The sequence below is a fragment of the Streptomyces sp. NPDC004561 genome (assembly GCF_053602155.1).
The window spans coordinates 17,411-30,485 of sequence record NZ_JBSGDB010000050.1 but is presented as its reverse complement, the minus strand read 5'-3'; the positions used below and the strand labels follow the sequence as shown (position 1 = coordinate 30,485).

Annotated in this window: 16 protein-coding genes; 6 read left to right on the top strand and 10 right to left on the bottom strand. The window is 71.9% G+C overall.

Annotation, left to right across the window (positions count from 1 at the left end; translation table 11 throughout):
• Positions 1 to 555, top strand: a 555-nt coding sequence (locus ACWEN3_RS09970; RefSeq protein WP_452967978.1) for a MaoC family dehydratase, incomplete at its 5' end; no start/stop codon positions are given.
• A 56-nt stretch (positions 556 to 611) separates the two neighbouring features.
• Here ACWEN3_RS09970 and ACWEN3_RS09965 read toward each other — a convergent pair.
• The 9 genes from ACWEN3_RS09965 to ACWEN3_RS09925 form a co-directional block, all read right to left on the bottom strand.
• A complete protein-coding gene (locus ACWEN3_RS09965; protein ID WP_452967976.1) occupies positions 612 to 1,253 on the bottom strand; it encodes a TetR/AcrR family transcriptional regulator in 642 nt (213 codons plus the stop codon).
• Positions 1,254 to 1,279: 26 nt separating this feature from the next.
• Complete coding sequence (locus ACWEN3_RS09960; RefSeq protein WP_452967973.1) at positions 1,280 to 1,579, bottom strand: DUF4229 domain-containing protein; 300 nt, start codon at positions 1,577 to 1,579, stop codon at positions 1,280 to 1,282.
• Between the two features lie 75 nt (positions 1,580 to 1,654).
• A complete protein-coding gene (locus ACWEN3_RS09955) occupies positions 1,655 to 2,179 on the bottom strand; it encodes an N-acetyltransferase family protein (protein WP_452967972.1) in 525 nt (174 codons plus the stop codon).
• A gap of 16 nt (positions 2,180 to 2,195) precedes the next feature.
• On the bottom strand, positions 2,196 to 2,846 hold the full coding sequence (locus ACWEN3_RS09950; protein WP_452967970.1) for a UdgX family uracil-DNA binding protein: 651 nt from the start codon (positions 2,844 to 2,846) through the stop codon (positions 2,196 to 2,198).
• Between the two features lie 67 nt (positions 2,847 to 2,913).
• The gene (mqnE, locus tag ACWEN3_RS09945; RefSeq protein ID WP_452967967.1) at positions 2,914 to 4,077 is read right to left on the bottom strand and encodes an aminofutalosine synthase MqnE; all 1,164 of its coding nucleotides are present in this window, start codon (positions 4,075 to 4,077) and stop codon (positions 2,914 to 2,916) included.
• A gap of 38 nt (positions 4,078 to 4,115) precedes the next feature.
• Positions 4,116 to 4,571 carry an Lrp/AsnC family transcriptional regulator gene (locus tag ACWEN3_RS09940; RefSeq protein WP_360239908.1) on the bottom strand — a complete coding sequence of 152 codons (456 nt, stop codon included), beginning with the start codon at positions 4,569 to 4,571 and terminating at the stop codon, positions 4,116 to 4,118.
• 68 nt (positions 4,572 to 4,639) lie between these two features.
• On the bottom strand, positions 4,640 to 5,314 hold the full coding sequence (locus ACWEN3_RS09935) for a UbiX family flavin prenyltransferase (RefSeq protein ID WP_452967965.1): 675 nt from the start codon (positions 5,312 to 5,314) through the stop codon (positions 4,640 to 4,642).
• A 69-nt stretch (positions 5,315 to 5,383) separates the two neighbouring features.
• Complete coding sequence (mqnP, locus tag ACWEN3_RS09930; protein WP_452967963.1) at positions 5,384 to 6,286, bottom strand: menaquinone biosynthesis prenyltransferase MqnP; 903 nt, start codon at positions 6,284 to 6,286, stop codon at positions 5,384 to 5,386.
• On the bottom strand, positions 6,283 to 7,734 hold the full coding sequence (locus ACWEN3_RS09925; protein ID WP_452967961.1) for a menaquinone biosynthesis decarboxylase: 1,452 nt from the start codon (positions 7,732 to 7,734) through the stop codon (positions 6,283 to 6,285). The genes mqnP and ACWEN3_RS09925 overlap by 4 nt, the downstream gene beginning before the upstream one ends.
• A gap of 76 nt (positions 7,735 to 7,810) precedes the next feature.
• Here ACWEN3_RS09925 and ACWEN3_RS09920 point away from each other — a divergent pair, with 76 nt between their 5' ends.
• Positions 7,811 to 8,140 carry a PLD nuclease N-terminal domain-containing protein gene (locus ACWEN3_RS09920; RefSeq protein WP_452967958.1) on the top strand — a complete coding sequence of 110 codons (330 nt, stop codon included), beginning with the start codon at positions 7,811 to 7,813 and terminating at the stop codon, positions 8,138 to 8,140.
• A 3-nt stretch (positions 8,141 to 8,143) separates the two neighbouring features.
• Complete coding sequence (locus ACWEN3_RS09915; protein ID WP_452967956.1) at positions 8,144 to 9,034, top strand: LysR family transcriptional regulator; 891 nt, start codon at positions 8,144 to 8,146, stop codon at positions 9,032 to 9,034.
• Here ACWEN3_RS09915 and ACWEN3_RS09910 read toward each other — a convergent pair.
• Entirely contained in the window at positions 8,922 to 9,878 is a 957-nt protein-coding gene (locus tag ACWEN3_RS09910; RefSeq protein ID WP_452967953.1) for a DMT family transporter, read from the bottom strand. The genes ACWEN3_RS09915 and ACWEN3_RS09910 overlap by 113 nt on opposite strands.
• A 173-nt stretch (positions 9,879 to 10,051) precedes the next feature.
• Here ACWEN3_RS09910 and ACWEN3_RS09905 point away from each other — a divergent pair, with 173 nt between their 5' ends.
• From ACWEN3_RS09905 to ACWEN3_RS09895, 3 genes are all read left to right on the top strand, one after another.
• A complete protein-coding gene (locus ACWEN3_RS09905) occupies positions 10,052 to 10,501 on the top strand; it encodes a nucleoside deaminase (protein WP_452967951.1) in 450 nt (149 codons plus the stop codon).
• The gene (locus ACWEN3_RS09900) at positions 10,494 to 11,459 is read left to right on the top strand and encodes an isopenicillin N synthase family dioxygenase (RefSeq protein ID WP_452967949.1); all 966 of its coding nucleotides are present in this window, start codon (positions 10,494 to 10,496) and stop codon (positions 11,457 to 11,459) included. Before ACWEN3_RS09905 ends, ACWEN3_RS09900 begins: the two co-directional genes overlap by 8 nt.
• Positions 11,460 to 11,588: 129 nt before the next feature.
• Positions 11,589 to 12,995, top strand: a complete 1,407-nt coding sequence (locus tag ACWEN3_RS09895) for a condensation domain-containing protein (protein WP_452967946.1) — start codon at positions 11,589 to 11,591, stop codon at positions 12,993 to 12,995.
• Positions 12,996 to 13,075 lie beyond the last annotated feature (80 nt).

Sequence of the window (13,075 nt, the reverse complement as noted above, 5' to 3'; positions counted from 1 at the left end):
GTCCGCCGCACTCCCCTGCCGGCCACCGAGGCGTACGAACTCGCCGTGCGCGTCGCGGGGCTGGCGCCGCACCGGCGCGGGACCGAGGCGACCGTGGTCACGGAGGCGCGGCTCGGCGGCGACCTCGTCTGGGAGTCGCGCAGCACCTACCTCGCCCGGCACCGCACCGCCGGGCGCCCCGGGACCGCCGGGTCCCGGGAGGATCAGTCCCCCGCCCTGCCCGTGGTCACCGAGTGGCGGCCCGCCGCGGACGTGGGCCGCCGGTACGGGGCGGCCTCCGGGGACCGCAACCCCATCCATCTGCACCCGCTCACCGCCCGCCTCCTCGGCTTCCCGCGGGCCGTCGCGCACGGCATGTGGACCGTGGCCCGCTGTCTGGCCGCCCACGGCACACCCGACGCGGCCGTGGTCCGGGCCCGGTTCCGGGCACCGGTGCTGCTGCCGGGCACGGTCACCTACGGCGCGGACGCCAGGGGGCGGTTCGAACTGCGGGGCGAGGGCGGACGACTGCACCTGGCCGGGGACGTCCGGGCCCTACGAGCAGGTTCCGGCTGAGCTGCCCAAGGGGGCGGGGAACCGCGGGCTTCCGGCAAACCCTACGGGTCACAGCACTAGACCGACGGAGTCCACCCGTTGCCGCGCATCAGGTTGCCGAGGCCCGCCCACGCGAAGTTCATCAGGGTGGCCGCCGCCTGCCGCGCCGTGACGCCGGGCGTGGCGTTGGCCCAGGCGGCGAGGGACTCGGCGGCGCCGACCAGGGCCTCGGCGAGCCCGGCGACCTCGTGCTCGGGCAGCCCGGGGTCGCGGTGCGCCTCGCGGGCGGCGACCGCGACCAGCCGGGTCACGAACGCGACGATGTCCGCGCGCATCGCGGCGACCTCGGCCGCGAACGGCTCACCGTGGGTACGGGCCTGCAGATGCAGCACCGACCAGCCGTCGGGATGCTCGGCGGTGTGCGCGAAGAACGCCTGCACCCCGTCCCAGAGTTGCCGCTCGGCGGGCAGCTCCAGGACCACCGCCGCGCGGACGGCCTCCGTCAGGGCGGCGGCCTCGCGGCGGATGCAGGCGGTGAAGAGGTCTTCCTTGGAGTTGAGGTACAGGTAGACCAACGGCTTCGAGACGCCCGCGAGTTCGGCTATCTCGTCCATCGAGGCGGCCATGTAGCCGCGTCGGCCGAAGATCCGCACGGCGGCGTCGAGCATCTGCTGCTCCCGCACCGCCCTCGGCATCCGCTTGGTCTTGACGGCACCCATGGGGGCAAGACTAGTTGGGCCCTCGGTCAGGAAGGCTGGCCCTGCGCCCGCGCGGTGTCGTCGGCGATGTCCTCCTGGCTGCGGTTGGCGTCCAGGTTGGCCTTCATCCGGTCGACCTTGCCCACGATGTGCACCGAGGCCCGGTCCCGCTCCTTGCGCAGCACCACCCAGCTGATCGGCGCCGAGAGCACCAGTGCGAGCAGCAGGACCCACAGGCCGTTGGAGCTGCCGAAGCCGCGCGGGAAGATGCCGGAGTAGACGGCTCCCCAGACGACCACGAGGCAGCCCGCGAAGATGCCGAGGCGCATCAGCGTGTAGCGGAGCATCTCAATCCACTCGTCCGATTCCAAAAGGGGTCATCGACCAGTGAAGCACGCCTCGGGGGCGATCATGCAGCGGGGTCAGGCGACCGGCAGCAGCATCATGATGTCGTCCCGGTCGTCGCCGGGGGCGACCCGGATGGCGCCGGGCACCCGGCCGACCTCCTTGTAGCCGCAGGAGCCGTAGAACCGCTCCAGGCCGTGCCCGCCCCGGCAGGTCAGCCGTATCGCCTCGATGCCCTCGGTCCCGCGGGCCGCGTCGGCCGCGGCGGCCAGCAGGTCGCGGCCGTAGCCCTTGCCCTGGTGCCTCGGGTGGACCATCACCGTGTACAGCCACAGCCAGTGGGTCATCAGCCGGTGGGTGTTGCGGGTGAGGAACGCGGCGGCGGCCACCTCGCCCCGCTCGTCCTGCCCGACGAGCAGCCGGGTGCGGCCCTCGGCCATGTGCACGAAGTGGCGCACCAGTTCGGGCCGGATCTCCTCGCGGGTCACCGGGGCGACGAAGCCCACTGCGCCGCCCGCGTCGGAGACGTCCGCCCACAGGTCGAGGACGCCGTCGCGCAGGGCAGGGGTGATGGCCGGATCCAGCGTGAAGGTAAGAGGCATGGAGGGATGGTAGCCATTACCCGAGGGCCCGTGAAGCCACCTTCAGATCGGCCAGCAGCCCCTGGTACGCCCCCTCCCGGTCGTCCGCCCGCAGCACGGCCGACGGATGCACGGTGGGCACCAGCCGCTCCGGCCGCCCGTGGATCTCCTCCTCCAGCACGGTCCCGCGCACCTGGCTCACCCGGAACGACGACCCGAGCAGCGCCTTGCCCGCGGTCGCGCCCAGCACCACGATCAGTTCCGGCTCGACCAGCGCCAGCTCGGCCGCGAGCCAGGGCCCGCACGCCGTCATCTCCCTGAGGCTCGGCGCCTTGTGGATCCGGCGCCCCCGCGGCTCGGACCGGGTGAACTTGAAGTGCTTCACGGCATTGGTGACGTAGGCCTCACCGGGATCGATGCCGGCCTCCGCGAGCGCCCGGTCGAGCAGCTTGCCCGCGGGGCCGACGAAGGGCCTCCCCTGCCGGTCCTCCTGGTCGCCGGGCTGCTCACCGACGAGCATCAGCCGGGCGTCCGCCGAGCCGTGCCCGAACACGGTCTGCGTGGCGTCGCGATGCAGCGGACACCCCCGGCAGCCGTCCGCCGCGCGGCGCAGGGCCGCGAGATCGGCGCCCTCCGGCACGAACGGTTCGGCGGTGTAGGCGTCCTCGAATGCCTTCGTGGCAGCCATGCCCGTCGGGTACCCCTACGCTCCGACGGGGAATCCGCAGGTGCGCACCGGGGGGTGGCCCCCGGGGTCAGACCCGCATCGGCTGGGGCGACTCGCGGCGCAGGGGGTCGGGACCCTCGTACTCGCGGATGATCTCGTAGCGGGTGTTGCGCTCGACGGGCCGGAAGCCCGCGTCGCGGATGAGGTCCAGCAGGTCCTCGCGGGTCAGCTTGTTCGGGGTGCCGTAGTTGTCGGCGTCATGGGTGATCTTGTACTCGACCACCGAGCCGTCCATGTCGTCCGCGCCGTGCTGCAGGGCCAGCTGGGCGGTCTGCACGCCGTGCATCACCCAGAAGACCTTCACGTGCGGGACGTTGTCGAACAGCAGCCGGGAGACGGCGAACGTCTTCAGCGCCTCCGCGCCGGTCGCCATCTGGGTCCGCGCCTGGAGCGTGTTGCGGACCTTGCCGTCCTTCATGTCCACGAAGTCGTGCTGGTAGCGCAGCGGGATGAAGACCTGGAAGCCGCCGGTCTCGTCCTGCAGCTCGCGCAGCCGCAGCACGTGGTCGACGCGGTGGCGGGGCTCCTCGATGTGCCCGTAGAGCATGGTGCACGGGGTCTTCAGACCCTTCTCGTGCGCCAGCCGGTGGATGCGGGACCAGTCCTCCCAGTGGGTGCGGTGGTCCACGATGTGCTGCCGGACCTCCGAGTCGAAGATCTCGGCGCCGCCACCCGTGAGGGACTCCAGGCCCGCGTCGATCAGCTCGTCGAGGATCTCGGAGGCGGACAGCCCGGAGATGGTCTCGAAGTGGTGGATCTCCGTCGCCGTGAACGCCTTGAGGGAGACGTCCGGCAGGGCCTTCTTCAGCTCCCGCAGCGAGCGCGGGTAGTACCGCCAGGGCAGGTTGGGGTGCAGCCCGTTGACGATGTGCAGCTCGGTGAGGTTGTCCGACTCCATCGCCTTCGCGAGCTTGACGGCCTCCTCGATGCGCATCGTGTAGGCGTCCTTCTCACCCGGCTTGCGCTGGAAGGAGCAGTACGCGCAGGAGGCCGTGCACACGTTCGTCATGTTCAGGTGCCGGTTGACGTTGAAGTGCACCACGTCACCGTTCTTGCGGGTCCGCACCTCGTGCGCCAGGCCGCCCAGCCAGGCCAGGTCGTCCGACTCGTACAGCGCGATGCCGTCCTCGCGGGTCAGCCGCTCACCGGAGCGGACCTTCTCCTCCAGCTCGCGCTTGAGCCCGACGTCCATGCCAACACCTTTCTACGACAGCTCGGCCAACCCTATGCCTACACCTCTTCCGGCAGCTCCCCGACCCGGTTCTCCCACTTGGTGGAGAGCACGACGGTGGTACGGGTCCGGGACACCCCCTTGGTCCCGCTGAGCCTGCGGATGGTCTTCTCCAGGCCGTCCACGTCCGTCGAGCGCACCTTGAGCATGAAGGAGTCGTCGCCGGCGATGAACCAGCAGTCCTCGATCTCCGGCAGGTCCCTCAGCCGCTGCGCCACGTCCTCGTGGTCGGCGGCGTCCGAGAGCGAGATGCCGATCAGCGCGATGACGCCGAGGCCGAGGGAGGCCGCGTTGACCGTGGCACGGTAGCCGGTGATGACACCGGCGGCCTCCAGCCGGTTGATGCGGTCGGTGACACTGGGTCCCGACAGGCCGACGAGGCGTCCCAGCTCCGCGTAGGAGGCCCGGCCGTTCTCCCTCAGGGCCTGGATGAGCTGCCTGTCCACCGCGTCCATGCGATCGAAGCCTTCCCCTGAAAAGTTCTGAAGAGTTCCCGAAGTGATGAGAGGTACCGCGCCGCGGCCTACTGCTCCGGCCTGCCGCCGCCCAGTTCGCCGTGCCAGCGCCGGTACAGGCCGTGCCCGACGCCCGCCGCGTCCAGCACCCGTCCGGCGACGAAGTCCACCAGATCCTGGATGTGGGTGGCACCCGCGTAGAAGGCGGGCGAGGCCGGCACGACCGAGGCGCCGGCGTCGTCCAGCGCCACCAGGTGCCGCAGCGTCTGGCCGTTCAGGGGCGTCTCCCGCACGGCGACGACCAGCGTCCGGCGCTCCTTCAGTGTGACGCTCGCCGCGCGCTGGAGCAGATCCTTGGACAGCCCGAGGGCGACCCCGGCCACGCACGCGGTGGAGGCCGGCACGATGAGCATCCCCTTCGCCGGGTACGACCCCGACGACGGGCCGGCGGCCAGGTCGCCCGCGTTCCAGTACCGCACCCCGCTGACGTCCACGTCGAAGGTCCCGGGCTTGCCGTCGGCGCCCCGGGCCAGCCACTCCCGCAGGTCGTCCTGCCAGTGGGCGTCCCGGAACGAGATCCCCGTCTCGTCCAGCAGCGTCAGCCGCGAGGCCCGGCTGACCACCAGGTCCACCGCCTCCCCCGCCGCCAGCAGCGCCCGCAGCACGGCGGCCGCATATGGCGTCCCGGACGCTCCGGAAACCCCCACGATCCAAGGCGCGCGCTGCGATTCTCCTGCGTTCACACCTTGAGCGTACCGGTGGGTCGGGCGGCACTCGGGCCGGGTGGGGACGGCCGCGCCACCGCATCGCCCTCAGACGCTCAGACCACGGACCAGGAGGTCCAGCAGCGCGCACACGAACAGGGCAATGCCGATGAATCCGTTGACGCTGAAGAACGCCCGGTTGAGGCGGGACAGGTCGTGGGGGCGGACGATGCTGTGCTCGTAGAGGAAGGCGCCCGCGACGATCAGCAGGCCCAGCCAGAAGAAGGCGCCGGCGCCCGTGGCCACGCCGTACCAGACGAACAGGGCCGTGGTGATCGCGTGGCAGACCCGGGCGCCCCGGATCGCGGCCGGGATGCCGAAGCGTGCCGGGACCGACATCACGCCGATCCGGCGGTCGGTCTCGACGTCCTGGCAGGCGTAGATCAGGTCGAAGCCGCCGATCCAGATGCCGACGGCGAGGCCGAGGATCACCGCGTCCCAGGACCACGTGCCGGTGACGGCCAGCCAGCCGCCGACGGGGCCCATGGCCTGGGCGACGCCCAGGATGGCCTGCGGGAAGTTCGTGAACCGCTTCCCGTAGGGGTAGACCACCATCGGGATCACCGCGACCGGCGCCAGGGCCAGGCACAGGGGGTTGAGGAGCGCCGCCGCGCCGAGGAAGACCACCAGGGCGATCAGGGCGCCGGTCCAGGCGTGCCGGACGGACATCGCGCCGGTCACCAACTCGCGGTGCGCGGTGCGCGGGTTACGGGCGTCGATCTCGCGGTCGATGATCCGGTTGACCGCCATGGCGAAGGTGCGCAGGCCGACCATGCAGACGGTGACCAGCAGCAGCCGGCCCCAGTGGATGTTCCGGTCCCACTCGTACATCGCCGTCAGGGAGGCGATGTAGGCGAAGGGCAGCGCGAAGACCGAGTGCTCGATCATCACCAGGCGCAGGAACGCCTTGGTGCGTCCCGGCTGCGGGATCGCGGCGGACGCTGAGCTCACAGGCCGTACTCCTTCCAGCGGCGGTCGACCAGCGCCGCCGTATCGGGGTCCGACAGGACCATGTCCGGCCACCCGCCGTCTCGCGTGTAGCCCTCCTCGGGCCACTTCCGCGTCGCGTCGATTCCCGCCTTGCCGCCCCAGAACTGCTGGTAGGAGGCGTGGTCGAGGTGGTCGACGGGGCCTTCGACGACCGTGAGGTCACGGGCGTAGTCCGTGTTGCCGAGGGCGCGCCAGGCGACCTCGTGCAGATCGTGGACGTCGCAGTCGGCGTCCACGACCACGATCAGCTTGGTCAGCGACATCATGTGTGCCCCCCAGACCGCGTGCATCACCTTCTGGGCGTGCTTCGGGTACTTCTTGTCGATCGAGACGATCGCGCAGTTGTGGAAGCCGCCGGCCTCGGGCAGGTGGTAGTCCACGATGTCCGGGACGATGATCTTCAGCAGGGGGAGGAAGAAGCGTTCCGTGGCCCGGCCCAGGGGGCCGTCCTCGGTCGGCGGGCGGCCCACCACGATCGACTGGAGCAGCGGGCGCTTCCGCATCGTCACGCAGTCGATCGTCAGCGCCGGGAACGGCTCCTGCGGGGTGTAGAAGCCGGTGTGGTCGCCGAAGGGACCCTCGGGGAGCGTCTCGCCCGGCTCCAGCCAGCCCTCCAGGACGACCTCGGCGTTCGCCGGCACCTGGAGCGGGACCGTCTTGCAGTCGACCATCTCGATCCGCCTGCCCGCGACGAACCCGGCGAACAGGTACTCGTCGATGTCGCCGGGGAGGGGGGCCGTGGAGGCGTACGTCACGGCCGGCGGGCAGCCGAAGGCGATGGCGACGGGCAGCCGCTCGCCCCGTCGCGCCGCGACCTGGTAGTGGTTCCGGCTGTCCTTGTGGATCTGCCAGTGCATGCCGATGGTGCGCCTGTCGTGGCGCTGGAGGCGGTAGAGGCCCAGGTTCCGGATGCCGGTCTCGGGGTCCTTGGTGTGGGTCAGGCCCAGGTTGAAGAAGGACCCGCCGTCCTTGGGCCAGGTGAACAGGGCGGGCAGCCGGTCGAGGTCGACCTCGTCGCCGTGCAGGACGACCTCCTGCACGGGCGCCTCCTTGACCTTCTTCGGCGGCACGTGGGCCATCGCGCCGAGCTTGCCGAAGGCCTCGCGCACGCCCACGAAGCCGTGCGGCAGCTCGGGCCGCAGCAGCCCGCCGATCCTCTCGGAGATCTCGCCGTACGACTTCAGGCCCAGCGCCTTCAGCAGCCGCCGGTCGGTGCCGAAGACGTTCATGGCGAGGGGCATGTCCGACCCGCGCACCTTCTCGAAGAGCAGCGCCGGGCCGCCGGATTTCTGCACCCGGTCGACGATCTCCCCGACTTCCAGGTAGGGGTCGACCTCGGCCCTGATGCGCTTGAGGTCTCCCTCGCGCTCCAGCGCCCGCAGCAGGGAGCGAAGATCGTCGTAAGCCATGTGTCCCAGTATCGGCCACGGGCTACTCTGGCCCGGTCACCGGGCCCGTCTCATCTCGTCGGGAGATCGCACGACCATGCTCAGGTATCTGCCGTTCCTGCTGGTCCTCGCGCTGTGGGTCTATGCCTTCGTGGACTGTCTGAACACCCCGGAGGAAGAGGTGCGCCACCTGCCGAAGGTGGTGTGGGTGACCGTCATCCTGCTCTTCGGCGAGGTGCTGGTCGGGCCGCTCGCCTGGCTGATCACCGGCCGGGTGCGGCGGGGAGGGGCGGACGGCACGACAGCCGGGGAGGGGCACCCCGACGCGGCCGCACGGTGGGTCGCCCCCGACGACAACCCCGAGTTCCTCAAGTCCCTCGGCAAGGACGACGGGTCCGCCGACAGGGACGAGCCGAAGCGGGACTGAGCCGTGGAACTCCGGCTGCTCGTCACCTTCGAGAAGGTCGCGACCGTGCTCGGCTTCACCCGGGCCGCGGCCGAGCTGTCGTACGCGCAGTCCAGCGTGACCGGTCAGATCCGCGCGCTGGAGTCCTCCCTCGGCGTGGAGCTGTTCGACCGGCTGGGCAGCCGGATCCGGCTCACCGAGGCGGGCGAGCGGCTGCTGCCCTACGCGCGGCAGATCATCGAGCTGGCCGAGGAGGCGCGCGCGGCGGTCACCGAGCCGGAGGAGCCCTCCGGCACCCTGACCGTCGGGACCATGGAGTCCCTGACCTCCTACCGGCTGCCCCCGCTGCTGGAGTACTTCCACCACCGCCACCCCGGGGTGCGGCTCGCGCTGCGCACCACCATCGGCGACGAGACCCGGCAGGCGCTGCGTCAGGGCGCCTACGACGTGGGGTTCCTGATGGAGGAGCGGACGGAGCACCCCGGCCTGCGGACCGCGGTCCTCGCCGAGGAGCCGCTGGCGCTGGTGGCCGCGCCCGGACACGTCCTGGCCGGGGCGGCCCTCGGCACGGCCGACCTCACCGGGCAGCCCCTGCTGGCCACCGAGCCGGGCTGCGCCTACCGGGACCTGTTCGAACGGGAGCTGACGGCCCTGGAGCCCGTGCGGTTCATGGAGTTCGGCACGATCGAGGCGACCAAGCGCGCGGCGGCGGCCGGCCTCGGGATCGCGCTGCTGCCCGAGGTGACGGTCGCCGCCGAACTCGCCGCGGGCTCCCTCGTACGACTGGCGTGGGAGCCGCCGTTCACCCTTCGCACGCAGCTGGCGTGGCGGGCCGGGAAGCGGCTTCCGGCGCACGCCCGCCTGTTCGTGGAGCAGGCGCGGCGGCTGCTGTCCGAGCAGGCCGGGCCAGGGTGACCTTGAGGCTCGCGGTCACGATCAGCGGGACGCCGAGCGCCTGGACCGGCCCGATGTGGTGGCCGTACACCGCCCAGTCCATGAACATCGCGACCGCCGGGTAGACGAAGGCGAGCACGGCGATCTTCGAGGTGGGCAGCTTGGCGTAGGCGGCGTACATCAGGACGTACATCACGCCGGTGTGGAGGAGGCCGAGGCCGGCCAGCCAGCCCCAGTCCCAGCCGGTGCCGCGCATCGCGCCGAAGTCCGCGAAGGGCAGCAGCAGCGGGATGCCGACCAGGACCTGGACGAGGGCGATCAGGTGCGGGCGTACGCCGGTGATCCGCTTGGTGACCAGGGTGGACAGGCCGTAGAGCAGCGCGGCGAGCAGGGCCTGGCCGACGCCCACGACATAGGTGCCGCCGCCCGCGAAGTCACCCGGTGTGACGCCCGAGACCAGGATCAGGCCCACGAAGGCCAGGGCGATCCAGCCGGCCTTGGCGGCGGTGAGCCGCTCGCGGAACAGCAGGGCGCCCAGCAGGACCACGTAGAAGGGCTGGGTGTGGTAGACGACCGTGGCGACGGAGATCGACGTGTTCTCGTACGACTGGAACAGCAGGACCCAGTTGAGGACGATGAACACCCCGCCGAGGACGGCGAGTCCCAGCGTGCGGCGGGTGAAGCCGTGGTCGCGCAGCCAGCCGCGCGCGAGGACGTAGGAGCCCAGCGCCAGGGCGCCGAACAGGACGCGGAAGAACACGACGTTGAAGGGCGAGGCGCCCGACTCGACGACGAAGACGCCGAGGGTGCCGGAGAGCACCATCGCGGTCGTCAGCTGGGCCGTGCCCCTGTTCTCTGAGGTCATGCCCATGACGCTAGGAGCAGGCCCTGGGACGGGTCCACGCGCCGGTGGGGCGTCCTTCCGATGGCCCCATCGACGCCGCCGATGACCGGGGCCGGGAGCCGTCGGGACACCGCCCGCGTGCACCCCTCCGCGGCGGCGTTGCCACGGTCCCCGGCGCACCGCAGAGTGAAGACATGGACGAACTCGAGGCCCGCGCCTGGCTCGCCACCGCCGTCGAGGAGGCCCGCACCGGCCTCGCCGAGGGGGGCATCCCGATCGGCGCCGCGCTCTACGGCCCGGACGGCGCCCTGCTCGGCCGCGGCCGCAACCGCCGGGTCCAGGACGGCGACCCGTCCGCGCACGCGGAGACGGCCGCGTTCCGGGCGGCGGGCCGGCGGCGGTCGTACCGCGGCACGACCATGGTCACCACCCTCTCCCCCTGCTGGTACTGCAGCGGCCTGGTCCGCCAGTTCGGGATCTCCCGGGTGGTGATCGGCGAGGCCACCACCTTCCACGGCGGCCACGACTGGCTCGCCGCGCACGGCGTGGAGATCGTCCTGGTGGACGACCCCGCGTGCGTCGACCTGATGACCGGCTTCGTCGAGGACCGTCCCGCTCTGTGGAACGAGGACATCGGTGAGTGAGCCCCGGATCCCCACCATCGACCTCGGGCCCTGGACCGGCGGGGACGACAGGACCCGCGCGGACCTCGCCCGCACCGTCGACGAGGCCCTGCAGACGGCCGGCTTCCTGCTGGTCACCGGGCACGGGGTCGATCCGGGCCTGCGGGCCGGGATCCGGACGGCCGCCCGGGCGTTCTTCCGGATGCCCGTCGAGGTCAAGCGGCGCTACCGGGCGAGGGTCGGCGGGCGCGGCTGGCTGGGGCCCGGCGCCGAGGCCAACGGGTACGCGGAGGGGACCGAGACACCGCCCGACCTGAAGGAGTCGCTGACCTTCGCGACGGACGAGCCGTTCGACGACCCGGTCGTCGACGCCGAGTGGTACGCGCCCAACGTGTGGCCCGCCGAGGTGCCCGAACTGCGGACGCTGTGCGCGCGGTACCTGGCGGAGATGGCCGCCCTGCAGCGGGAGCTGCTGTCCCTGCTGGGGTGCGCGCTCGGCCTGGGACCCGGGTTCTTCTGCCGGCACCTGGACCATCCGACGTTCGGCTTCAACATCAACTGGTATCCGGGCACGGAGGTCGTCGGCGAGCCGTGGCCGGGGCAGTTCCGGATCGGGCCGCACACCGACTTCGGGACCGTCACCATCCTCGACCGGCAGGCCGGGAAGGGCGGGCTCCAGGTGTACACCGACGCGGGCGGATGGGAGGACGCGCCGTACGACCCGGCCGCGTTCACCATCAACATCGGGGACCTGATGGCACGGTGGACCGGCGACCGGTGGCACTCGGGCCGGCACCGGGTGCTGCCGCCGCCGGCCGACGCGCCCGGCGAGGAACTGCTGTCGCTCGTGTACTTCGGCGAGTGCACCCCGGGGACGAGGGTGGAGTCCCTGCCGGCGCCGCTGGGCCGGGTGACGTACCCGCCGGTGGACTCGCACGTGTACCTGCGGGAGAAGCTCGACTCGATCACCGTCGGTTAATCACTTCCGCGTTCGGCCCGCCACCCGTTGAGTTGAAATGAACCCAACGGGCATGTCCCGGCCGCGTCCCACGGCATTGCCTTGACCGGGGGGCCCGCATCCAAGGGCCCCTTCTGCGATGGGAGACGCGTGCGAATCACTGACATCCAGCGCTGCGGGGTCCGGCCGGGACGGCTCGTCGAGTGGACGCTGAGCCCGGCGACCGTCGCGGCGGCGAGGGAGCTGCCGGAGGACTCCCGGCCGCCGGCCTACATCCAGGAGTCGCACATCCGGACCGCCAAGTGCGTACGGGACGACGGGCTGTTCGTGCCGACCTGGCTCGGCACCGCCTTCGACCTCCCGGGGCCGGTCGACCTCGACGTCCTCCAGGAGGCGCTGCGCGCCTGGACCCTGCGGCACGAGACGCTGCGCAGCGGCTTCCGCTGGGCGGGCGACGAGCTGCGCCGGTTCACGCTCGACCCCGCCGACGTGTCCCTGCGCCGGGAGCAGGTGGGCGACTTCCCCGACGCGCGCCGGCTGGTCCGGCACCTCCAGGACCGCTTCGACGCCGTCGCGGACGCGCTGCGCTGGCCCAACCTGATCTACACGGCGGTCGTCCGCGAGGACTCCACCAGCGTGTACATGGCCTTCGACCACAGCAACGTCGACGCCTACTCCCTGCACCGGATCGCCGCCGAGGTCCACGAGCTGTACGCGGCGGGGCTCACCGGGCGCGCGCCCGCGGCCGCCGCCCCGGCCGCCAGCTACGTCGACTTCTGCGAGATCGAGCGGGCGGACGCGGACCGCATCGACGGCGGGCACGACATCGTGGCGCGCTGGCGGGAGTTCATCCGGCGCTGCGACGGCACCCTGCCGGGCTTCCCGGTGGACCTCGGCCTGACGCCCGGGGCTCCGCTGCCCCGGCAGCGGATGCTCTGCGAGCCCCTCGCGGACGCGGACGCGGCGGCCGCGTTCGAGGCGTACTGCCGGCCGTACGGCGGCAGCATGGTCGGGGTGCTGGCGGCGACCGGGCTCGTCGTCCACGAACTGGGTGGGCAGCCCGTGTACCGGACGGTGGTGCCGTTCCACACCCGGGTGAAGTCGCGGTGGACCGACTCGGTGGGCTGGTACGTGGGCGGAGCGCCGGTCGAGGTGCCCGTGGGCCGTACCCGCGGCCTCCCGGACGCGCTGCGGGCCGTGCGGGCGCAGCTGCAGGCCAACCGGACGCTGGCCCGGATGCCGCTGGCCCGGGTGCTGGACCTGATCGGCGCGGACTTCCGGCCGACCTCGCCGGACCTGTACTCGATCGTCTCCTACCTGGACACCCGGGCCATCCCGGGCGCCGAGCGGTGGACCGAGATGCGGGCGCACGCGCTGCTGCGGGTGTCGTACGGCGACCAGGTGTGCGTGTGGGTGAGCCGGCAGCACGAGGGGCTGTGGCTGGCCGGCCGCTACCCGGACACGGACGTGGCGGCGAAGAACATGCGGCTGTACGTCGAGCGGCTGCGGGACCACATCGCCTCGGCGGGCCACGGGAGCCTGCCGGCCGTGTCGTAGAACGGCCGGAACCCGGATTCCGGAAGTCGTGACCCAACGGACACCACTGACCCTGGTCCGGAGCAACTCCCCCTTCTTAC

Excerpts from the sequence above, each read along its gene's own strand:
- ACWEN3_RS09965 (WP_452967976.1), bottom strand. The coding sequence starts at position 1,253 with ATGGGTGCCGTCAAGACCAAGCGGATGCCGAGGGCGGTGCGGGAGCAG.
- ACWEN3_RS09960 (WP_452967973.1), bottom strand. The coding sequence starts at position 1,579 with ATGCTCCGCTACACGCTGATGCGCCTCGGCATCTTCGCGGGCTGCCTC.
- ACWEN3_RS09955 (WP_452967972.1), bottom strand. The coding sequence starts at position 2,179 with ATGCCTCTTACCTTCACGCTGGATCCGGCCATCACCCCTGCCCTGCGC.
- ACWEN3_RS09950 (WP_452967970.1), bottom strand. The coding sequence starts at position 2,846 with ATGGCTGCCACGAAGGCATTCGAGGACGCCTACACCGCCGAACCGTTC.
- mqnE (WP_452967967.1), bottom strand. The coding sequence starts at position 4,077 with ATGGACGTCGGGCTCAAGCGCGAGCTGGAGGAGAAGGTCCGCTCCGGT.
- ACWEN3_RS09940 (WP_360239908.1), bottom strand. The coding sequence starts at position 4,571 with ATGGACGCGGTGGACAGGCAGCTCATCCAGGCCCTGAGGGAGAACGGC.
- ACWEN3_RS09925 (WP_452967961.1), bottom strand. The coding sequence starts at position 7,734 with ATGGCTTACGACGATCTTCGCTCCCTGCTGCGGGCGCTGGAGCGCGAG.
- ACWEN3_RS09920 (WP_452967958.1), top strand. The coding sequence starts at position 7,811 with ATGCTCAGGTATCTGCCGTTCCTGCTGGTCCTCGCGCTGTGGGTCTAT.
- ACWEN3_RS09910 (WP_452967953.1), bottom strand. The coding sequence starts at position 9,878 with ATGACCTCAGAGAACAGGGGCACGGCCCAGCTGACGACCGCGATGGTG.
- ACWEN3_RS09905 (WP_452967951.1), top strand. The coding sequence starts at position 10,052 with ATGGACGAACTCGAGGCCCGCGCCTGGCTCGCCACCGCCGTCGAGGAG.